Consider the following 20,662-nt stretch of genomic DNA (forward strand, 5'->3'; position numbering starts at 1 on the left):
TCGCCGCTTCCCCCCCCCCCCCCCACCCCCTCCTCCCCCCCCCCCCCCCCCCCCCCCCCCCCCCCCCCCCCCCGGCCCGTCGTGTCCGTCGTGTCCTCGCGGGGAGGACGGCTCACGCCTTCGTGGTGTCCTCGACCTCCTCCTCGGGCTCGCGGCCCGGGGTCGGCAGGTTGAACTTGACGATGGCGAAGCGGAAGACCACGTAGTAGATCACCGCGAAGACCAGGCCGATCGGAATGATCAGCCAGGGCTTGGTCGCCAGGTTCCAGTTGAGCGCGTAGTCGATGAAGCCGGCGGAGAAGGTGAAGCCCGCGTGGACCCCGAGCGCCCAGGTGATCGCCATCGACAGGGCGGTCAGGACGGCGTGGATCACGTACAGCGCCGGGGCGATGAACATGAACGCGAACTCGATCGGCTCGGTCACACCGGTCACGAAGGAGGTCAGCGCGAGGGAGATCATCATGCCCAGCACGGCCTTGCGGCGCTCGGGCCGGGCGGCGTGCGCGATGGCGATGGCGGCGGCCGGCAGACCGAACATCATGATCGGGAAGAAGCCCGACATGAACATTCCGGCGTCCGGGTCGCCGGCGAAGAAGCGGTTCAGGTCACCGTGGACCACCTCGCCCGCGGCGTTGGTGAAGTCACCGATCTGGAACCAGGAGACGGTGTTGACGAACTGGTGCATGCCGACCGGGATCAGCGCGCGGTTGATCAGGCCGAACAGGCCCGCGCCGACGGCGCCGAGGCTGGTGATCCACTCGCCGACGTTCGAGATGCCCTCGCCGATCGGCTCCCAGACCAGGCCGAAGAAGACGCCCATCGCGGTGCCGACGAAGGCCATGATGATCGGCACCAGTCGGCGGCCGTTGAAGAAGCCGAGCCAGTCCACCAGCTTCTTGCGGTGGTAGCGCTGCCACAGCACCGCCGCCAGCAGACCCATCAGGATGCCGCCGAGGACGCCGGGGTTGTTGTAGGTCGCGGCTATGTCCTCGCCGGCCTGCACCTTGGCCTCGGTGACGGGGAACGCCTTCAGGACGTTGCTGTACACCAGGAAGCCGACGAGGGCGGCGAGTGCCGTGGAGCCGTCGGCCTTCTTGGCGAAGCCGATGGCCACGCCGATGCAGAACAGCATCGGCAGGTTGTCGAAGATGGCGCCACCCGCGGTGGCGAACACGGCCGCGACCTTGTCCCAGCCGAGGCCGTCGGCGCCGAAGACGTCGGGCTGGCCGAGCCGCAGCAGGATGCCGGCCGCCGGCAGGACGGCGATCGGGAGCTGAAGGCTGCGGCCGATCTTCTGCAGGCCTTGGAAGAGGCCGGATCCCCGCTTCTTCGCGGGGGCCGCCGATGCGGTGGCGGTGCTCATTCTTCCTCCATCGGGTGGTGGTCTACACCACTCAGTGGTGTAGACCTTTTGTAGCACGATGGAGTGGTATAAGGAACCCGTCAATCCCGCTACCGGCGGGCTACGCACCGTACCCGCCCCGGGCGCCGCCCGGAACCACCCGGCGGCCACCCTCCCGGCACGCCGAAAAGCCCCCGGACCGAACCGTCCGAGGGCCCCGAAGCCGACCCCAGCCTAAGAGGTCGCGCCGCCGTCACGCCTTCGTGGTGTCCTCGACCTCCTCCCGGGCCTTCCGCCCCGGGGTCTTCAGGTCGAACCTCGTGATCGCGAAGCGGAAGACCGCGTAGTACACCACCGCGAAGCACAGGCCGATCGGGACGATCGCCCACGGCCGCGTCGCCAGGTTCCAGTTGATGACGTAGTCGATCAGCCCCGCCGAGAAGCTGAACCCGTCGTGCACCCCCAGCCCCCACGTCACCGCCATCGACACCCCCGTCAGCAGCGCGTGCACCGCGTACAGCACCGGCGCGACGAACAGGAACGAGTACTCGATCGGCTCCGTGATGCCCGTGACGAACGACGTCAGCGCCACCGACAGCATCAGGCCGCCGACCTCCTTGCGCCGGTCCGGCCGCGCGCAGTGCGTGATCGCCAGCGCCGCCGCCGGCAGCGCGAACATCATGATCGGGAAGAAGCCCGACAGGAACTGCCCCGCCTCCGGATCGCCCGCCAGGAACATGTTGATGTCACCGTGCACCACCGAACCGTCCGGCCTGGTGTAACTGCCGAACTGGAACCAGATCGGCACGTTCAGGAACTGGTGCAGCCCCACCACCAGCAGCGCCCGGTTCGCCACGCCGAACACCCCCGCGCCCCACGCGCCCAGACCGCTCATCCAGTCGCTGAAACCCTCCAGCGCGGCCCCGACCGGCGGCCAGACCCACAGGCACAGCGCCGCGAACACGATCGCCGCGAACGCCATGATGATCGGCACCAGCCGGCGGCCGTTGAAGAAGCCCAGCCAGTCCACCAGCTTCGTCCGGTGGAACCGCTGCCACAGGTACGCCGCCGTCAGCCCGATCACGATCCCGCCGAACACCCCCGGGTTCTGGTACGTGAACGCGGCCACCGTCCCGTCGGCCGCCCGGCAGCCGACCGCCGGCACCGCCCTCGACCCCTCGGGGCAGTCCTCCGGGAACTGCCGCAGCACGTTGTGGTAGACGAGGAACCCCACCACCGCCGCCAGCGCCGTCGACCCGTCCGCCTTCCTGGCCATGCCGATGGCCACCCCCACGCAGAACAGCAGCGGCAGCCCCAGCGAACCGTCCAGCAGCGCGCCGCCCGCGCCCACCATCACCCGGGAGGCGTCCGTCCAGCCGAGCCCCTCGTCCCCGAACACGTCCGGCTGCCCCAGCCGGTTGAGGATGCCCGCCGCCGGCAGCACCGCGATCGGCAGCTGCAGGCTCCGGCCCATCTTCTGCAGCCCCTGGAACAACCGGTTCCACCGCTCCCGCGCGTGACCGGCCGCACGCTCGGCCCCGACGGGGCTGTCGGCACTCATCCGGCCCCCTTCCCTCGGCTCCCCCCGACGGGTTTGGCGACAGTCAACCCCGTGGTGTAGACCAGTCGGAGGACGGTTCCGCTGTCGTGACGCCATCATCGGGCACCCACGACATGACCGCTCGCAAAGATGGGCCAACTGTGGGTTACTGCGACAAAGCGGTTCGGATCAGGGAGAACGAACATGGCCAGCAAGGCTGAGAAGATCATCGCCGGGCTCGGCGGCATCGACAACATCGAGGAAGTCGAGGGCTGCATCACCCGCCTCCGCACCGAAGTCGTCGACCCCGCCCTGGTCGACGACGCCGCCCTCAAGGCCGCCGGCGCCCACGGCGTCGTCAAGATGGGCACCGCCATCCAGGTCGTCATCGGCACCGACGCCGACCCCATCGCGGCGGAGATCGAAGACCTCATGTGAGAAGCCGGCACCCCGGCCTCACCCCCAAGGGCCCCTCCCCACCGCGGAAGGGGCCCTTCCCGTCCCTGCGGCTAGGCTCGGCGCCATGTCTCGAATCGACGGCCGCACCCCCGAACAACTCCGCCCGGTCACCATCGAACGCGGCTGGAGCAAACACGCCGAAGGCTCCGTCCTCGTCTCCTTCGGCGACACCAAGGTCCTCTGCACCGCCTCCGTCACCGAGGGCGTCCCCCGCTGGCGCAAGGGCAGCGGCGAAGGCTGGGTCACCGCCGAATACGCCATGCTCCCCCGCGCCACCCACACCCGCGGCGACCGCGAGTCCGTCAAGGGCCGCATCGGCGGCCGCACCCACGAGATCAGCCGCCTCGTCGGCCGCTCCCTGCGCGCCGTCATCGACTACAAGGCCCTCGGCGAGAACACCGTCGTCCTCGACTGCGACGTCCTCCAGGCCGACGGCGGCACCCGCACCGCCGCCATCACCGGCGCCTACGTCGCCCTCGCCGACGCCATCGGCTGGGCCCAGAGCAGGAAACTCGTCAAGACCGGCCGCCGCCCCCTCACCGGCACCGTCAGCGCCGTCTCCGTCGGCATCGTCGACGGCGTCCCCCTCCTCGACCTCTGCTACGAGGAAGACGTCAAGGCCGACACCGACATGAACGTCGTCTGCACCGGGGACGGCCGCTTCGTCGAGGTCCAGGGCACCGCCGAAGCCGAACCCTTCGCCCGCGACGAACTCGACGCCCTCCTCGACCTCGCCGTCGCCGGCTGCACCCAACTCGCCGCCGCACAACGCGCCGCGCTTGGTACCGTCGTCGGAAAGTAAAGGACGCACCAAGACGGACGGCCGACGCGGGCAACCGCGCCGGCCGCCCGCGCGTCCGAACAGGTACGGGCGCACGGCCCAACCCCGCGCGCCCGCCGACGACCCGGGCCCACGGCCCGACGAGGGAGGGACCCTTCCATGGCCTCGAGCCGCCGACGCCGCACCGCAGCCGTCGCCGCCACCCTGGCGGCCGCCGCGCTGACCGCCGGACTCACCACCGGCTGCGCCGCCGTCGACAAGGCACTCGACTGCATCCAGACCGCCGACGCCATCGCCGACAGCGTCACCGACATGCAACAGGCCGTGGAGAACGCCTCCAACGACGTCACCCAGCTCGAGGAGTCCCTCGAGTCCATAGAGAAGAACCTCGACCAGATCAACGACAAGACCGACAACGCCGACGTCACCAAGGCCGTCGACGACCTCGACCGGGCCGTCGGCAACGTCCGCACCTCCCTGCGGAACGGCGACACCACCCCCGACCTCGGCCCCGTCACCGACGCCGCCGGCGAACTGACCAAGGTCTGCACCCCCTAGCACCACCGCGCAGCACACCGCGACCCCCGCGGCACACGGCGACCCCCGCGGCACACCGCGACCCCCGCGGCACACGGCGACGGCCGAGCGACCGGCGAGGACCGGAATACTGGACCCCATGACCCGCCTGATCCTCGCCACCCGCAACGCCGGAAAGATCACCGAACTGAGGGCCATCCTCGCCGAAGCCGGCCTGCCCCACGAACTCGTCGGCGCCGACGCCCACCCCGAGGTCCCCGACGTCAAGGAAACCGGCACCACCTTCGCCGAGAACGCCCTCCTCAAGGCCCACGCCCTCGCCCAGGCCACCGGCCTGCCCGCCGTCGCCGACGACTCCGGCCTCTGCGTCGACGTCCTCGGCGGCGCCCCCGGCATCTTCTCCGCCCGCTGGGCCGGCCGCCACGGCGACGACCGGGCCAACCTGGACCTCCTCCTGGCCCAGCTCGCCGACATCGCGGACGAACACCGCGGAGCCCACTTCGCCTGCGCCGCCGCCCTCGCCCTGCCGGACGGCACGGAACGCGTGGTCGAGGGCCACCTGCGGGGAACCCTCCGCCACGCCCCCGCCGGCACGCACGGCTTCGGCTACGACCCGATCCTCCAGCCCGAGGGCGAGACGCGCACCTGCGCGGAGCTGACCCCGGCCGAGAAGAACGCCATCAGCCACCGCGGCAAGGCGTTCCGCGAACTGGTGCCGGTGGTACGGGAACTGCTGGGCTGAAAATGTCGGAGGGGCCGCCCCCATGGACGGCCCCTCCGTGAAAGTGCGGCCGGTGGGATTCGAACCCACACGGGCGTCCGCCCACGGCGTTCTAAGCGCCGCTTGTCTACCGTTCCAACACGGCCGCATGCCCGGCCATGCTACCTGTCACTTGGTGCTCATCAGAGAGGAACGTCGCTCGCCGCCGCGGCACCAGGTGCCAGTGATTGCGTGGCAGTTCGGACACAGCGACCGCAGCTTCTCCCGCCGCTCCCCGTTGAGGTGGTCGACCTCCAACGTCATCGGCTCGCCCGGCCATGCGGGCCCGGTACCGCACTCGGCGCACACCTCCGGTACGCCGATCTCGCGGAGTGCCCGGCGGAGCACCACGGTCTTGGTGCGATGTTCCCTGCTGTGCTCGACCAGGATCTCCTCAGCAGGTCTGAGGCCCGCCCCGGGTTTCCCCCGTCGGTGCGCCCGCCCCGGGAAGTGCTCCGTGGTGGGACCGTTCCCCTCCGTTTCCGGTCGCCCGTTCGCGGCCCCGTACGGAGTGACGAACCGGTTATCGGACGGTCACGTAAGGAATGCGGAGCGGCCCGTACCGGTGATGCGGTACGGGCCGTGCGCGGGGGGCGGGGATCAGACGCCCAGATCCTTGATGATCTTGGCCACGTGGCCGGTCGCCTTGACGTTGTACAGGGCCCGTTCGACCTTGCCCTCCTCGTCCACGACGACCGTGGAGCGGATGACGCCGACCATCGTCTTGCCGTACAGCTTCTTCTCGCCGTAGGCGCCGTAGGCCTTCAGGACCCGCTTGTCGGGGTCGGCGAGGAGGGTGACCTTCAGGGACTCCTTCTCGCGGAACTTCGCGAGCTTCTCCGGCTTGTCGGGGGAGACGCCGATCACGTCGTAGCCCGCGCCGGCGAGCAGGTCGAGGTTGTCGGTGAAGTCGCAGGCCTGCTTGGTGCAGCCGGGGGTGAGCGCGGCCGGGTAGAAGTAGACGATGACCTTGCGGCCCTTGTGGCCGGCCAGGGATACCTCGTTGCCGTCGGCGTCGGGCAGGGTGAAGGCGGGGGCCTCGTCCCCGGGCTGGAGGCGTTCGCTCATCGGTCTGGTCTCCTCGTACGTGCGCGCTGCGTGGATCGGGTGCCGGGATCGAGGGTAACCGGGGGTCCTGACAGTGCGGCGCGGCGTGGAGCTGACAGACTGTCCGGCACAGGTATCAGCGGATTTCGGAGGCGACACGGTGGCGGAGACGGCGGACACCAGAACCCCGGCGCAGATCGAGGCGGACATCAGGCGCCGTCGTGCGGTGCTGGCCGAGACCCTGGACGAGATCGGTGTGCGGGTGCACCCGAAGACGATCGTGGGGGACGCGAAGGCCAGGGTGGTCGCCAACGTCGACCACACGCTCGGGCGGACCTACGTCCGCGTCAACCGTGTGGTGAGCGACGTGAAGGCGCAGTTCGTGGACGAGAAGGGCGCGCCCCGGCTGGAGCGGGTGGTGCCGGCGGCGCTGCTGGTGGTGGGGGTCGTCGGGCTGCTGACGGTGACCGGCCGTCGGCGCAGGGGCTGACCCGCCCGCGTGCGGCCGCGGCGGAGGCAGGTAGGTTTCAGGACGTGAGCGCCAACAGAAACGAGCACGGCTCCCAGCACGACAAGCTGCCCATCCGGATGCTGCACGACCGCGTACTCGTGCGGCAGGACAAGAACGAGGGCGAGCGGCGTTCCGGGGGCGGCATTCTGATTCCCGCGACGGCGGCGGTGGGCCGTCGGCTGGCCTGGGCCGAGGTCGTCGCGGTGGGACAGAACGTACGGACCGTGGAGCCGGGTGACCGGGTGCTGTTCGACCCGGAGGACCGGGCGGAGGTCGAGGTGCGGGGCGTCGGGTACGTGCTGATGCGGGAACGCGATCTGCACGCCGTGGCCGCGGACCGGTTCGAGGGTTCGGAGGATTCGACCGGCTTGTACCTGTGATTCCGCTGATTCCGGTTCCGTAGTTCCGCGAAGGAGCCGGGGAAGGGGCTGGTGACCATGGTCACCAGCCCTTTTCGGGATGTCCTGGTTAGAGTGGAGGGCCCCGGGCGGGAGTTCCGGGGCCCCGACGAGACGCGCCGTACCGGGGGAAGGAAAAGACGACGCACCCCCGTTTCCGTTCGTGTCCCGGAGGTGCCTGTCATGGCGTGGGTCCTGTTGATCGTGGCCGGTCTGCTGGAGGTCGGCTGGGCGATCGGCATCAAGTACACCGAGGGGTTCACCCGGCTCGTGCCCAGTGTCCTCACGGGCGCCGGCATCGTGGGAAGCATGCTGCTGCTGTCGTACGCCGCGCGGACGCTGCCCATCGGTACGGCCTACGGCGTGTGGGTGGGGATCGGCGCGGCCGGGGCGGCGGTGCTGGGCATGGCGGTGCTGGGGGAGCCGGTGACCGCCGCCCGGATCTTTTTCATCTGTCTGCTGGTGGTCGCCGTGGTGGGCCTGAAGGCGACGTCCGGCCACTGACGGTCGTCGCTCACCGCTCACCGGTCGCCCGGTCGCCCGCTCGCCGGGTGGCCGGGCGACCGGTTTGCCTAGTCCCGTCCCCGGCTGCCGGTGAGGGCGCCGGTCAGGCCGCCGATGCCGCTCCGGCGGTCGTCGCCGCCGCCGTCGCCCCCCGTGTCGCCGGCCTCGCCGCCGGGGGCGCCGCCGTCCGCGCCGGCGCCGTCGGTCGTTCCGCCGTCGTCCGGGCTGCCGCCGGGGCCGCCGTCGGTCTGTCCCTGCGTCCCGCCGTCGGTCCGTCCTTCGTCCTGTCCCGGGGTGGTGCCGGGGGTCCGGTCCGGCGTCCCCTCCTCCGGCGTCTCCCGGGTGCCGCCGGTCGGGTCGCCGGGGGCGGGACCGGTGCCGGTGGTGTCGGCGGAGGGCCGGGGCCGGTCGGCGCCGGCCTGGAGCCGGAGGTCGAAGTTCTGGACCGGCTCGCCCTCGAGGGCCTCGCGGGTGTACTGGCCCCAGATCTCGGCGGGGGCGCCGCCGCCGTTGACGCGGGGCAGGCCCATGGCGCCGTAGAGCGGCTTCTGCGCGGCGGTGTCGGGGTCCTGGCCCATGACGGCGACGACGGTGGCCAGCTCGGGGGTGTAGCCGGCGAACCAGGCGGCCTTGTCCTCCTCCGCGGTGCCGGTCTTGCCGGCGGCGGGGCGGCCCGCGGTGAGGGCGGCGGTGGCGGTGCCGTTCTGGACGACGCCGCGCAGGACGTGGGTGGTGGTGTCGGCGGCCTGGCGGCTGACGGCCTGGCGGGTCTCGCGCTCGGGCAGGTCCACCGTCTCCTTCCCGTTCCTGGTGATCTTCTCGACCAGCGTGTACGTGCCGTACTCGCCGTGGTTGGCGAGGGTCGCGTACGCCTGGGCCATGTCCAGGACGCTGGCGGTGGCCACGCCGAGCGCGATGGACGGGGAGGGGTGGAGTTCGGGGGTGGTGGGGGGCAGCCCGAGGGCGACGGCGGTCTGCTTGACCTTGTCGGCGCCGACGTCCACGGCCATCTGCGCGTACACGGCGTTCACCGACTTGTCGGTGGCCTCGCTGACGGTGATGTCGCCGTAGTCGACGTTGTCCTCGTTCTCGGGGGCGTAGCGGCTGCCGCTCCAGCCCTGGACGGGGCGCTGGTCGGTGCCGTCGTAGACCGTGTTCGGGGTGATGGGGCGGCCGTCCTGGGTGCGGGAGCCGTGGGCGACGGCGGCGGCGAGGACGAACGGCTTGAAGGCGGAGCCGACCTGGTAGTCCCGGCGGGTGGCGTTGGCGGTGTACTGCTGGACGTAGTCGATGCCGTTGTACATCGCGACGACCTTGCCGGTCTTCGGTTCGATGGAGGCGCCGCCGGCGCGGACGTAGGTGTCGACCTCGCGGTTCTCCTTGTCGAGCCGGTCCATCAGCTGGTCGTTGACGGCGTCGACGAAGGCGTCCTGCTTGTCCTTGTGGAGGGTGGTGGTGATGCGGTAGCCGCCGGCGTCGAGTGACTCCTCGTCGACGATCCCGTTCTCGACCAGGTGGTTCTTCACGATGTTCACGAGGTAGCCGCGCTGGCCGGACAGGCCGGTGGAGAGGGTGGCCTCCTTGGGCGCCGGGAACCGCATGCCGGCGCGTTCGGAGGGGCTGAGCCAGCCTTCGTCGACCATGCCGTCCAGGACGTAGTTCCAGCGGTCCTCGGCGGCTTCGCGGTTCTCCGGGTGGGCGACGACGTCGTACTTGCTGGGGGCGTTGACGAGCGCGGCGAGGTAGGCGGCGCGGCCGGCGTCGAGGTCCTTGGCGTCGATGCCGTAGTAGGCGTGGGCGGCGGCCTGGATGCCGTAGGCGTTGCGGCCGAAGTAGCTGGTGTTGAGGTAGCCCTCGAGGATCTCGTCCTTGGTCTGCTCGCGGTCCAGCTTGATGGCGATGAAGAACTCCTTCACCTTGCGGGTGAGGGTCTGCTCCTGGCGCAGGTAGTAGTTCTTCACGTACTGCTGGGTGATCGTGGAGCCGGACTGCTTGCCCTTGCCGGTGGCGGTGTTCCAGGCGGCGCGGACCATGGCCGAGGGGTCGACGGCGGACTCGCTGTAGAAGTCGCGGTCCTCGGCGGCCAGGACGGCGTGCTGGGCGTCCTTGGAGATCCGGTCGAGGCCGACGTTCTCCCGGTTGACCTCGCCGTCGCGGGCGAGGACGGTGCCGTCGGCGTACAGGTAGACGTTGGCCTGCTGCACGGCGAGCGCGTTGGCGGAGGGGATCTGCACCAGCGTGTAGCCGAGGAGGAAGCCGCCGAAGAGCAGCAGCGCGCCGACGAGGAAGGTGCCGAGCACCATGCGCCAGGTGGGGACCAGCCGGCGCCACCCGGTGCGCCCGTCCTCGCCCGCGTCCCCGGCCGGGCGCCGGGGGGCGTCGGCCGCCCGGGGCTCTTCCGGTGTCCGGCCCCCTTCGGTCTGCTGCGGCTGCGGCTCGTCGCTCATGTCGTGCTCGGACTCCTGTTTCGCCTCGTTCGTGCGCGTACGTCTGATGCGCTCCTCTTAGGGGAGACTGTCGCATCCGATGGTGCAGACTGTCGCATCCGGCGGTCGGTTCCCCACCGGCGGCGCGCACCGCGCGTGCACGCGCCCCGTCACACGGATGGCCCTGCCGGTCGTGTTCCCGTGCCCGCGGATCGCCGGAAAATGCGTGGCGGGTGCTCCGCCGTGCTCAGTAGGCTCCTGCGTCTTTGGCGCCGGGTGCGGGAGGAGGTGGGGGCGTGGGATCGGGGCGGTTGTACCTGGCCGTCGCGGTGGGGGGTTTCCGGCGGTACGCGACGTACCGGGCGGCCACCGCGGCCGGGGTGTTCACCAACACCGCCTTCGGGCTGATCATGGCCTACACGTATCTGGCGCTGTGGGAGGCCAGGCCCGGCCTCGGCGGGTACGAGCAGGCGCAGGCGGTCACGTACGTGTGGCTGGGGCAGGCGCTGTTCGCGATGCTGGCGGTCCAGGGCGGCGGGTTCGAGACCGACCTGATGGAACGCATCCGTACGGGTGAGGTCGCGGTCGACCTGTACCGGCCGGTCGATCTGCAGCTGTGGTGGCTGGCGAGCGACGCGGGGCGGTCGGCGTTCCAGTTGCTGGGGCGGGGGGTGGTCCCGTTCGCGTTCGGCGCGCTGGTCTTCCCGACGGCGCTGCCCGGGGACGTCGCCCGGTGGGGGGCGTTCCTGGTGACGCTGCTGCTGGCGGTGGTGGTCAGCTTCGCGATCCGCTACCTGTTCGCGCTGAGCGCGTTCTGGCTGCTGGACGGCCAGGGGGTCGTGCTGGCCCTGGCGGTCACGGGGGTCTTCTGTTCGGGCATGACCCTGCCGCTGAACGCCTTCCCGGGCGCCTTCGGCGAGGTCGTGCGGGCGCTGCCGTGGGCGGCGCAGCTCCAGGTGCCGGCGGACGTGCTGATGGGGGAGGCGGCTCCGCTGGGGGCGTGGGCCTTCCAGGGGGCGTGGGCGGTGGCGCTGCTGGCGGCGGGCCGGCTGGTGCAGTCGGCGGCGACGCGGCGGGTGGTGGTGCAGGGTGGCTGAGGTCCCGGTGCGGGAGGCCCCGGGAGCGCGGGGGGCCCCGCGGGTGGCGGAGGGGCTGCGGGCCTACCGGCTGATCGCCGGGATGTGGATCCGCTCCACCCTGGCCTACCGTGCCTCCTTCGTCCTCACGGTGTGCGGCAACCTGCTGCTGACGGGGCTGGACTTCGTCGGGATCCTGCTGATGTTCTCGCAGGTCGACGCGCTCGGCGGCTGGACGCTGCCGGAGGTCGCCTTCCTGTACGGGCTGTCCGTGACGGCGTTCGGGATCGCCCAGCTGGCGCTCGGTTCGGTGGCCTCGCTGGGCGGCCGGGTGCGCGACGGCTCGTTCGACGTGCTGCTGGTGAGGCCCGCGCCGGTGCTCGCCCAGGTCGCCGCGGACCGTTTCGCGCTGCGCCGCCTGGGCCGGGGCGTCCAGGGGGCGGCGGTGCTGGGCTGGGCGCTGGCGGCGGTCGACGTCGACTGGACCGCGGCGAAGGTGCTGCTGGTCCCGGTGGCGCTGGTCAGCGGCGCGGTGATCTTCGGTTCGCTGTTCGTGGCGGGCGGGGCCTTCCAGTTCCTGGCGCAGGACGCCGCCGAGGTGCAGAACGCGTTCACGTACGGCGGCACCACGCTGTTGCAGTACCCGCCGACCGTGTTCGGCCGTGAGCTGGTGCGCGGGGTGACGTTCGTGCTGCCGCTCGCCTTCGTCAACTGGGTGCCGGCGGCCCACGTGCTGGGGCGCCCGTACCCGCTGGGGCTGCCGGACGGGGCGGCCTTCGCGGCGCCGCTGGTGGCGGCGGGGTGCGGCGCGCTGGCCGGGGTGGCGTGGCGGGCCGGCCTGCGGTCGTACCGGAGCACGGGGAGCTAGGCCGGGGCGCGGGGAGCCGGGGCGGAGCACGGGAGTGGGGACGGAGCACGGGAGTGGGGACGGTCATGACGGCGGACGCGTTCATCGAGCTGGACCGCGTGGAGAAGGTCTTCGAGGTGCGCAGGAGGACCGGTTTCCTGAGGCGGGAGCGGCGGCGGGTGCGGGCCGTCGACGGGATCTCCTTCACGGTGGCGCGCGGCGAGATGGTCGGCTACATCGGCCCGAACGGCGCGGGCAAGTCGACCACGATCAAGATGCTGACCGGCATCCTGACCCCGAGCGGCGGCCGGCTGAGGGTGGCGGGGATCGACCCCTCCCGGGAGCGGACGCGGCTGGCGCACCGCATGGGGGTGGTGTTCGGGCAGCGGACGACGCTGTGGTGGGACCTGCCGCTGATCGACTCGTACCGGCTGATGCACCGCATGTACCGGATCCCCGACGCCCGGTACCGGGAGAACCTCGACCGGCTGGTCGCCCTCCTCGACCTCGGCGGCCTGCTGGACGTGCCCGTGCGCCAGCTCTCCCTCGGCCAGCGGATGCGCGGCGACATCGCGGCGGCGCTGCTGCACGACCCCCAGGTGCTGTACCTGGACGAGCCGACGATCGGCCTGGACGTCGTGTCGAGGACCAGGGTGCGGTCCTTCCTGCGGGAGCTGAACGCCGAGCGCTCCACGACCGTGCTGCTGACCACGCACGACCTGCAGGACATCGAGCAGTTGTGCTCGCGGGTGATGGTCATCGACCACGGCCGGCTGGTGTACGACGGGCCGCTCACCGGGCTGCACGAGGTGGGGGAGAGCGAGCGGACGCTGGTGGTGGACCTGGAGCGGGAGCTGCCGCCGGTCGACGCGCCGGCGCCGGCCCGGGTGGTGCGGGTGGAGGGGCCGCGGCAGTGGCTGGCGTTCCCGGCGTCCGGGTCGGCGGCCCCGCTCGTGGCGTGGATCGCCGAGCGGTACCCGCTGGCCGACCTGTCGGTGCGGGAGCCGGACATCGAGACGGTGATCGCGAGGATGCTGCACGGGCCGGGCGGCGCCCCCGGAACCCCGCCGGAGCGGTCCGGGCGGACGGTCTCGTAGCCGTGCCCGGCGGACAACTCGTAGGCTGCTGGGTATGACCGACGACGCAGCCCCGGACCTCCGTGCCTCCGACGCCGACCGTGAACGGGTCGCCGACGTCCTGCGGGACGCCCTGGCGGAGGGGCGGCTGGACATGGAGGAGTTCGAGGAGCGGCTGGACGCGACGTACCGGGCGCGGACGTACGGGGAACTGGCGCCGCTCACCCGTGACCTGCCGGCCGCCCGGGGCGCGGCCGGCCCCGCCGTCTCCCTCGTCAAGGAACCCGCCCGGGAGGGGGGTTGGTCGGGCCGGATCGTCGGCGGCGACGACGAGGGCACCTCGACGTGGGCCGTGGCCGTCATGTCGGGCTTCCAGCGCAGGGGGCACTGGACGGCGCCGCGCCGCTTCAACTGCTTCGCGTTCTGGGGCGGCGGGGAGATCGACCTGCGCGAGGCGAACTTCGCGGACCGCGAGGTCGTGATCAACGCCGTGGCGATCATGGGCGGGGTGGACGTCATCGTGCCGCCCGGCGTGGAGGTCGTGGTGCGCGGCATCGGCGTCATGGGCGGCTTCGACCACCGGGAGGAGGGCGAGCCGGGGGAGCCGGGCGCCCCGCGCGTGATCATCACGGGCTTCGCCTTCTGGGGCGGCGTCGGCGTCCAGCGCAAGCTGCCCCGCGCCGAGAAGCAGCGCCTGCGCGAGGAGCGCCGCCGCCAGAAGCTGGAGCGCAAGGAGGTCCGCAAGCAGCTCGGCGGCGCCTCTCGCCACCACGACCCGCTGCACCACCTGGACCTGCACGGCCGGCCCCGGACGCGCCACGAGGAGCGGGACGAGCGCTGAGCACGCCCGGGGGCCCGGGGGCGGGGCCCGCCCCCGGCGGGCCGCCTACAGCCGCGCCGGCGCCCCGCCCTTCAGGTCGTCCAGGTCGAAGACCTCGGCCATCCTCGCGTACCCCTTGTCACTCGGGTGGAGGTGGTCGCCCGAGTCGTAGTCGGAGCGCAGGCGGCGCGGGTCGTAGGGGTCGCGCAGCGCCTCGTCGAAGTCGACGACCGCGTCGAAGACGCGCCCCGCGCGGATCTCCGCGTTGATCCGCCGCCGCACCTCCTCGCGCGCGTCGGTGTAGCCGCGGTGGCCGCCGAAGGGCATCAGCGTCGCGCCGACGACCTTCAGGCCCCGCGCGTGGCCCCGTGCGACGAGGGCCCTCATCCCCGCGACGATCCGGTCCGGGTCGGCGGTGCCGGGGTGGCGCAGGATGTCGTTGACGCCGAGGGCGACCACGACGACCCGGACGCCGGGGCGGCCCAGGACGTCGCGGTCGAAGCGGTTCAGGCCGCTGGGGTTCTCCGGGGGCCGGCCGGGGCCGTCGGTGAGGATCCGGTTGCCGCTGATGCCCTCGTTGACGACGCCGTGGCGCGGCAGGTCGCGCCGGGCCGCGAGCGCCTCGCGCAGCCGGTCGGACAGGACGTCCGGCCAGCGGGTGTTGGCGCCGGTGGTGGAGGTGACGCCGTCGGTGAGCGAGTCGCCGAGGACGACGACCGTGCCGTCCGCCTCGTTGCTCAGCACGTCCAGCGCCGTCAGGTACCGCCAGGCGGTGCTCCGCCCGGTGTACGGCACCCCGGTGGTGTCCCGGGTGTGCTCGCCGTCGGCGACGTAGGAGACCTGGCGGGCGTGCGGGTGGTGGGTGACCGGCCCGGGCTCGACGGGGGAGTACGTGGTGACCAGGACGTCCCCGTCCTGCGGCACCGCGAGGCGCACGGCGTCGCTCACCACCTGCCCGCCGGCCGGGACGACGACCGCGGGGGCGCCGGCGAAGGTGAGCGGGCGCAGCGTCCCGGGGAGCGCCGCGGCCGTGCCGGGCCCCGCGGCGACGGCGATCGAGGCGTGGGTGACGGTCAGCGGCGACCGGCCGTGGAGATTGGACAGCGTGACGCGGGCACTCGTACCGCCGACGCTGGTGTGGACGACGTTGCGCACCGAGCGGCCGCCCGGCCGGGCCGCCCCGGTGCCGGGCTCGCCGCCGACCGGGGACGCGGCCCAGGAGCCGACCCAGGTGCCGGTGGAGGCGGGCGCGGCCGGATTGCCGCGGGCGCGGCCGTCGGTGGCGGCGCCCGCGCGCGTGCCGTCGTCGGAGGCCGCTCCGGCGTAGATGCCGGCGGACAGGGCCACGATCGCGGCGACGACCGCGGCGAGCAGGGCGCGGTGCTTGGCGGGAGGCGTTCCCACGCCCCCGTCATGACCCCGGGTCATGCTGTTCCGTTCTCCTCGGGAGACGGGAGCCCGAGGCTCCGGTCCGACCGGCCCATGATGCACCACGGGCGGGGGGAGGGGCGGCAGGACCGGGGTCCGGTCCCCCTTCCGGACAGACGCCGGGAACTCCCGTTCCGTTCCGGGAGTCGGTCAGGAAGGGACAATGTGTGAGGGATCACCTGAGAGATCACTTGGTCACCCGATCACCTGATCACCTGACGGGCGGAGCGGATGGGACGGCGGATGGAACGGACGAGAACGGCACGGGCCGGGGAGCGGGACACCGGGCGGCCCGCCCGCCCCGGCGCCGTCACGAACCGCGCGATGACGGCGTTCAGCCCCGCGGACGAGGAGAAGCGGCGCGGAGTGCGCCGGATGAAGCTCACCGCCACCGGACTGCTGCTGTTCGTCGCCGTGGTCTACGTCCTCGCCGAGTGGGCCTCCCACCGGGGCGCCGGCGCCTGGGCGGGCTACGTCTCCGCCGCCGCCGAGGCGGGCATGGTCGGCGCGCTCGCCGACTGGTTCGCGGTCACCGCCCTCTTCCGCCACCCCCTCGGCCTGCCCATCCCGCACACCGCGATCATCCCCACCAAGAAGGACCAGCTCGGCGTCTCCCTGGGCGAGTTCGTCGGGGAGAACTTCCTCTCCGAGGACGTCGTGCGCGGGCGGCTGCGCGCCGTCGGCATCGGCAGCCGGCTCGGCGCCTGGCTGTCCGTCCCCGAACACGCCGACCGGGTCACCGCCGAACTCTCCGCGGCCCTGCGCGGCGCGCTGGCCGTGCTGCGCGACTCCGACGTCCAGGCGGTGGTCGGCGAGGCCATCACGCGCCGCGCCGACGCCCAGGAGATCGCGCCCGGGATGGGCAAGCTGCTGGAGCGGATCGTCGCCGACGGCGGCCACCGGCGGGCCGTCGACGTGATCGTCTCCCGGGCGCACGACTGGCTGGTGCTGCACGGCGACTCCGTGATGGACGCCGTGCAGGGCGGCGCGCCCGGCTGGACCCCCCGGTTCGTGGACCGCAAGGTCGGCGAGCGCGTCTACAAGGAACTGCTGCGCTTCACCACCGAGATGCGCGACATGCCCGCCCACCCCGCGCGCGACGCCCTCGACCGCTTCCTCACCGACTTCGCCTCCGACCTCCAGTCCGACACCGACACCCGCGCCCGGATCGAACGCCTCAAGGGCGAGATCCTGCACCGGGACGAGGTGCAGGACCTGATCGCCTCCGTGTGGACCGCCGTACGGTCCATGATCGTCTCCGCGGCGGAGGACGAGCGCAGCGAGCTGCGGCTGCGGGTGCGCGCCTCGCTGCTGTCGCTGGGGGCCCGGATGGCGGGCGACCCCAAGGTGCAGGGCAAGGTCGACGGCTGGCTGGAGAGCGCCGCGGTGTACGTGGTCACCACCTACCGCAAGGAGATCACCTCCCTGATCACCGACACGGTGGCGAGCTGGGACGCCGAGCACACCACCAAGAAGATCGAGGCCAACATCGGCCGCGACCTGCAGTTCATCCGCATCAACGGCACGGTCGTCGGCTCCCTGGCCGGCCTGCTGATCTACGCGGTGTCGCGGGCGCTGGGGGCGTAGCGGGGCGCGGACGGGAGGCGGACGGGGAGGAGGGCGGGCGGAGCGTGAAGAAGCCCGCCCCGGGGCACACGACGGTGGTCACTTCGTCGAGGAGGGCGCCCATGACCACCGCGCAGGCCGGGACCGGCCGCACCGTCACCACCACCATTCCCGCCCGGCTGGACCGCCTGCCCTGGTCGCGCTGGCACTGGTCGATCGTCATCGGCCTGGGGACCGTGTGGATCCTCGACGGGATGGAGGTGACGATCGTCGGCAACGTCGCCGGCCGGCTCTCCGAGCCCGGCAGCGGGCTGGACATCACCTCCGGCCAGGTCACCGGCATCGCCGCCGCCCTCTACGTGATCGGGGCCTGCACGGGCGCCCTGTTCTGGGGCCGGCTGACCGACATCTACGGCCGCAAGAAGCTGTTCCTGATCACCCTCGCGGTCTACCTCGGCGCCACCGCCCTGACCGCGCTCGCCTTCGACACCTGGTGGTTCTTCCTCTTCCGCTTCCTCACCGGCTTCGGCATCGGCGGCGAGTACGCGGCCATCAACTCCGCGATCGACGAGCTGATCCCGGCGGACTACCGCGGACGCGTCGACCTGGTGATCAACGGCAGCTACTGGCTGGGCGCGGTCGCCGGCGCGCTGCTGTCGATCGTCGCGCTGGACACGTCGATCTTCCCGGCGGACGTCGGCTGGCGGCTGACCTTCGCCCTGGGCGCCGTCCTCGCCCTGGTGATCCTCCTCGTCCGCCGCCACGTCCCCGAAAGCCCGCGCTGGCTGCTGATCCACGGCCGGGACGAGGAGGCCGAGCGGCTCGTCTCCTCCATCGAGGAGCGGATCGAGGCCGAGAAGGGCGAGCCGCTGCCCCGCGCCGAGACCGAGATGACCATCCGCCAGCGCAGGCGCACCACCTTCACCGAGATCGCCCGCACCGTCTTCGCCAAGTACCGCAAGCGCTCGGCCCTCGGCTTCGCCCTCTTCATCGGCCAGGCGTTCCTCTACAACGCCATCACCTTCGGCTACGGCGCGATCCTCATCCGGTTCTTCGACGTCCCGTCCGGCCACACCGGCTACTACTTCGCCGTCATCGCGGTCGGCAACTTCCTGGGCCCGCTGCTGCTCGGCAAGCTGTTCGACACGGTCGGCCGCCGGATCATGATCTCCGGGACGTACCTGCTCTCCGGCGCGCTGCTGTTCGGCACGGCCTGGCTGTTCGACCGGGGCTCGCTGAGCGCGGCCACGATGACGGCCTGCTGGTGCGTGGTGCTGTTCTTCGCCTCGGCCGGCGCCTCCAGCGCCTACCTCACGGTCTCCGAGATCTTCCCGATGGAGACCCGGGCCATGTCCATCGCCTTCTTCTACGCCATCGGCACCGCCGCCGGCGGCATCAGCGGCCCCCTGATCTTCGCCGAGCTCACGAACACGGGCGTGGTCGGCGACACGGTCCTCGCCTTCCAGATCGGCGCCGGCCTGATGTGCGCGGCGGGCGTCGTGGCCGCCTTCCTCGCGGTGAACGCGGAACGCCGCTCCCTGGAGGACATCGCCACCCCGCTCTCCGTGACGAAGTCGTAAGGGGCCGCGCGTACCCGACGGGAGCGGGCGGCGGGCCGGCCTCACCACGCCGGCCGGCCCGCCCCTGCCGGGTCCGCCCCGGTCCGGGTCCGTTCTCGATCGGGTCCGCTCCCGGCCGGGACCGGCCGGTCCCGGCCGGGACGTCTCAGCCGCGCCGGTCGGCGACCGCCCACGAGGCGAGCGCCACGGCCCCCGCCGCCCCGAACACGGCGGGCCAGGCGCCGACCTTCCTCGCCAGCGGATGCGATCCCGCGAAGGCGGCGACGTACGCGGCCGACAGCGCCCCCGCCGCCCTCCCGCCGGCCTGCCGGCGCCACTGCCGCGCGGCGGCGGCCCCGGCGGCGGCGAGGACGACCCCGCCCAGCTGTCGCTTCCGCGTCCAGCGGGCCACGCCGTACCCGCCGACGAGTCCGCTCGCGGCCACCACGGAACTCGGAACCTTCGCCATGCCTGCCTGCCTTCCGCCACTGCCCCCACGGGGGCGGGGTCTCACGAACTCCGAGGTTAACGCCCCGGGCGACGGCCCCGGCGGCCAGGACCCGGTGGACGGGGACGGGGTGGCCCGGAGCAAGATGAGTCGAGGCTTGTCAACTTTTCTCTTTCGAGCTATATAAGAAAGCGAACGTGGGGCATCGCACGAAGGCACCAGGAGAGAGGGGTGAAGCCGTGATGCTCATGCGTACCGATCCTTCCCCGAGCTCTCGGCTGCGCTCGAGCAGGGGAGACCCCTACCGCGAACTCGACCGACTGGCGCAGCAGGCCCTCGGCACGGCCGCCGCCCGCCCGTCGGCCATGCCGATGGACGCCTACCGGGCGGGGGACGACCTCATCGTCCACTTCGACCTTCCCGGCGCCGACCCCGAGGCGATCGAGCTGGACGTCGAGCGCGACGTCCTCACCGTGCGCGTCGAACGCCGCTCCCCGGTCCCCGAAGGCGCGGAGCCGGTGATCGCCGAACGCCCCACCGGCACCTTCACCCGCCAACTGTTCCTCGGGGACACCCTGGACACGGAACGCATCGGCGCGTCGTACGAGGCCGGCGTCCTGACCCTGCGCATCCCGATGGCCGAGCAGGCCAAGCCGCGCCGCATCCGGATCACCGGCGGCGACGACCGCAAGCAGATCGGCGACTGACAACCCCCGCACACCACGCGTCCCGCGGACCCGGCCGTCCGCGGGGCGCATCCCCGCGCCCGTCCGGCCGGAGGGCGACGGGGGCCCAGGAGAAGGAGAGGAGCGAGCCAGTATGACCACGCTGACGCCGCAGAAGCCCGCACTCTTGAACCCGGGAGGGGGCGTCCCGGGTGAGGCGCCCTCGTCCCCGGACCGCGCCCCGCACGCCCTCCGCGGCGACACCGGCGACCGCCGCGACTGGCACGAACTGGTCGACGCCGTACGGGAGGCGGGCCAGTACCCGACCCGGTCGGAGGCGGAGAGCGTCACCCGCATCGTCCTCTCCGCGCTCGGCGGCCACGTCGTCGGCGACGAACGCGTCGACCTGGCCCGCGCCCTGCCCGAGGAGGCGGCGAGGGTGGTCGCGTCCCAGGTCCCGGCGACCCGCGAGCTGACGGCCGCGGAGTTCGTCGACTCGGTGGCGGCCCGCATCGAGGGCGCGACCCCGGCCACGGCCCGCTGGGACGTCAGCTCGGTCCTGAGCGTCCTGGCCGAACGGGTCGACGACGACCTGGTGACCCGCGTCCTGGACCAGCTGCCGCCGGGCTACGCCCTGCTCTTCGGCCGGGCGGAGCTGGCCCCGGCGGAGTGACCGCCCCGGGCCCGGCCCCGGCGGAGCGACCGCCGCGGATCCCCCTTCCGTACCCGCCGGAGCCGGCCCCCGGCGGCCCCGCCCGCACCGGGGCCGCCGGGGCCGGGGGGGGGGGGGGCCCCCCCGCCGGGGCCCCCCCCCCCCCCCCCCCAGGAAAAAGGCGGCGACCATCCTCCCCCCAGAAGACGTTCGGGAGAGG

General features: G+C 72.6%; 21 protein-coding genes, 1 tRNA gene and 1 riboswitch. Of the genes, 15 read left to right on the top strand and 7 right to left on the bottom strand.

Annotated elements, in window-relative coordinates; genetic code table 11:
- Window positions 1–112: 112 nt before the first annotated feature.
- Both ACZ56B_RS05095 and ACZ56B_RS05100 read right to left on the bottom strand, forming a co-directional pair.
- A complete protein-coding gene (locus tag ACZ56B_RS05095) occupies window positions 113–1,363 on the bottom strand; it encodes a PTS transporter subunit EIIC (protein WP_468786387.1) in 1,251 nt (416 codons plus the stop codon).
- Between the two features lie 232 nt (window positions 1,364–1,595).
- The gene (locus ACZ56B_RS05100; RefSeq protein WP_468786389.1) at window positions 1,596–2,903 is read right to left on the bottom strand and encodes a PTS transporter subunit EIIC; all 1,308 of its coding nucleotides are present in this window, start codon (window positions 2,901–2,903) and stop codon (window positions 1,596–1,598) included.
- Between the two features lie 183 nt (window positions 2,904–3,086).
- Between ACZ56B_RS05100 and ACZ56B_RS05105 the strand changes: the two genes are divergently transcribed.
- The 4 genes from ACZ56B_RS05105 to rdgB all read left to right on the top strand — a co-directional run bounded on the left by ACZ56B_RS05105 (window position 3,087) and on the right by rdgB (window position 5,401).
- Complete coding sequence (locus tag ACZ56B_RS05105; protein WP_468786391.1) at window positions 3,087–3,320, top strand: PTS sugar transporter subunit IIB; 234 nt, start codon at window positions 3,087–3,089, stop codon at window positions 3,318–3,320.
- Between the two features lie 85 nt (window positions 3,321–3,405).
- Window positions 3,406–4,143 carry a ribonuclease PH gene (gene rph / locus ACZ56B_RS05110; RefSeq protein ID WP_468786393.1) on the top strand — a complete coding sequence of 246 codons (738 nt, stop codon included), beginning with the start codon at window positions 3,406–3,408 and terminating at the stop codon, window positions 4,141–4,143.
- Window positions 4,144–4,281: 138 nt separating this feature from the next.
- The gene (locus ACZ56B_RS05115; RefSeq protein ID WP_468786395.1) at window positions 4,282–4,680 is read left to right on the top strand and encodes a hypothetical protein; all 399 of its coding nucleotides are present in this window, start codon (window positions 4,282–4,284) and stop codon (window positions 4,678–4,680) included.
- A 118-nt stretch (window positions 4,681–4,798) separates the two neighbouring features.
- Window positions 4,799–5,401, top strand: coding sequence for an RdgB/HAM1 family non-canonical purine NTP pyrophosphatase (gene rdgB / locus ACZ56B_RS05120; RefSeq protein ID WP_468786397.1), 603 nt, complete (start codon window positions 4,799–4,801; stop codon window positions 5,399–5,401).
- Between the two features lie 44 nt (window positions 5,402–5,445).
- Here the strand turns inward: rdgB and ACZ56B_RS05125 are convergent.
- A tRNA-Leu gene (locus ACZ56B_RS05125) sits at window positions 5,446–5,528 on the bottom strand.
- A gap of 491 nt (window positions 5,529–6,019) precedes the next feature.
- Window positions 6,020–6,487 (bottom strand): thioredoxin-dependent thiol peroxidase, encoded by a 468-nt coding sequence (gene bcp, locus ACZ56B_RS05130; RefSeq protein WP_468786399.1) that lies wholly within the window; start codon window positions 6,485–6,487, stop codon window positions 6,020–6,022.
- 139 nt (window positions 6,488–6,626) lie between these two features.
- Between bcp and ACZ56B_RS05135 the strand changes: the two genes are divergently transcribed.
- From ACZ56B_RS05135 to ACZ56B_RS05145, 3 genes are all read left to right on the top strand, one after another.
- On the top strand, window positions 6,627–6,956 hold the full coding sequence (locus tag ACZ56B_RS05135) for a DUF3618 domain-containing protein (RefSeq protein WP_468786401.1): 330 nt from the start codon (window positions 6,627–6,629) through the stop codon (window positions 6,954–6,956).
- Window positions 6,957–7,054: 98 nt separating this feature from the next.
- On the top strand, window positions 7,055–7,357 hold the full coding sequence (locus ACZ56B_RS05140; RefSeq protein ID WP_468786756.1) for a GroES family chaperonin: 303 nt from the start codon (window positions 7,055–7,057) through the stop codon (window positions 7,355–7,357).
- A gap of 97 nt (window positions 7,358–7,454) precedes the next feature.
- Window positions 7,455–7,525: riboswitch (guanidine-III (ykkC-III) riboswitch) on the top strand.
- Window positions 7,526–7,558: 33 nt separating this feature from the next.
- Entirely contained in the window at window positions 7,559–7,879 is a 321-nt protein-coding gene (locus tag ACZ56B_RS05145; RefSeq protein ID WP_468786403.1) for a DMT family transporter, read from the top strand.
- A 68-nt stretch (window positions 7,880–7,947) separates the two neighbouring features.
- On the opposite strand, the gene ACZ56B_RS05150 is transcribed toward ACZ56B_RS05145, so the two are convergent.
- Entirely contained in the window at window positions 7,948–10,326 is a 2,379-nt protein-coding gene (locus ACZ56B_RS05150) for a transglycosylase domain-containing protein (RefSeq protein ID WP_468786405.1), read from the bottom strand.
- Between the two features lie 275 nt (window positions 10,327–10,601).
- Here ACZ56B_RS05150 and ACZ56B_RS05155 point away from each other — a divergent pair, with 275 nt between their 5' ends.
- The 4 genes from ACZ56B_RS05155 (at window position 10,602) to ACZ56B_RS05170 (ending at window position 14,145) form a co-directional block, all read left to right on the top strand.
- A complete protein-coding gene (locus ACZ56B_RS05155) occupies window positions 10,602–11,402 on the top strand; it encodes an ABC transporter permease (protein ID WP_468786407.1) in 801 nt (266 codons plus the stop codon).
- Between the two features lie 82 nt (window positions 11,403–11,484).
- Window positions 11,485–12,249: an ABC transporter permease gene (locus ACZ56B_RS05160; RefSeq protein WP_468786758.1), complete on the top strand. Its 765-nt coding sequence runs from the start codon at window positions 11,485–11,487 to the stop codon at window positions 12,247–12,249.
- 65 nt (window positions 12,250–12,314) lie between these two features.
- Window positions 12,315–13,325, top strand: a complete 1,011-nt coding sequence (locus tag ACZ56B_RS05165; protein ID WP_468786409.1) for an ABC transporter ATP-binding protein — start codon at window positions 12,315–12,317, stop codon at window positions 13,323–13,325.
- A 34-nt stretch (window positions 13,326–13,359) separates the two neighbouring features.
- A complete protein-coding gene (locus ACZ56B_RS05170) occupies window positions 13,360–14,145 on the top strand; it encodes a DUF1707 SHOCT-like domain-containing protein (protein WP_468786411.1) in 786 nt (261 codons plus the stop codon).
- Between the two features lie 45 nt (window positions 14,146–14,190).
- Here ACZ56B_RS05170 and ACZ56B_RS05175 read toward each other — a convergent pair whose 3' ends face one another.
- On the bottom strand, window positions 14,191–15,552 hold the full coding sequence (locus tag ACZ56B_RS05175; RefSeq protein WP_468786413.1) for an SGNH/GDSL hydrolase family protein: 1,362 nt from the start codon (window positions 15,550–15,552) through the stop codon (window positions 14,191–14,193).
- 243 nt (window positions 15,553–15,795) lie between these two features.
- Between ACZ56B_RS05175 and ACZ56B_RS05180 the strand changes: the two genes are divergently transcribed.
- Both ACZ56B_RS05180 and ACZ56B_RS05185 read left to right on the top strand, forming a co-directional pair.
- Window positions 15,796–17,139 (top strand): DUF445 domain-containing protein, encoded by a 1,344-nt coding sequence (locus tag ACZ56B_RS05180; protein WP_468786415.1) that lies wholly within the window; start codon window positions 15,796–15,798, stop codon window positions 17,137–17,139.
- A 101-nt stretch (window positions 17,140–17,240) separates the two neighbouring features.
- Window positions 17,241–18,698, top strand: a complete 1,458-nt coding sequence (locus ACZ56B_RS05185) for an MFS transporter (protein ID WP_468786417.1) — start codon at window positions 17,241–17,243, stop codon at window positions 18,696–18,698.
- Window positions 18,699–18,843: 145 nt separating this feature from the next.
- Here ACZ56B_RS05185 and ACZ56B_RS05190 read toward each other — a convergent pair whose 3' ends face one another.
- A complete protein-coding gene (locus ACZ56B_RS05190) occupies window positions 18,844–19,146 on the bottom strand; it encodes a hypothetical protein (RefSeq protein WP_468786419.1) in 303 nt (100 codons plus the stop codon).
- A gap of 227 nt (window positions 19,147–19,373) precedes the next feature.
- On the opposite strand from ACZ56B_RS05190, the gene ACZ56B_RS05195 reads away from it, so the two are divergent.
- A complete protein-coding gene (locus ACZ56B_RS05195; RefSeq protein ID WP_468786421.1) occupies window positions 19,374–19,832 on the top strand; it encodes an Hsp20/alpha crystallin family protein in 459 nt (152 codons plus the stop codon).
- Window positions 19,833–19,944: 112 nt separating this feature from the next.
- Window positions 19,945–20,463, top strand: a complete 519-nt coding sequence (locus tag ACZ56B_RS05200; RefSeq protein ID WP_468786425.1) for a DUF2267 domain-containing protein — start codon at window positions 19,945–19,947, stop codon at window positions 20,461–20,463.
- The last annotated feature ends 199 nt before the right edge of the window (window positions 20,464–20,662 follow it).

The sequence above is a fragment of the Streptomyces sp. NPDC034670 genome, assembly GCF_055574875.1.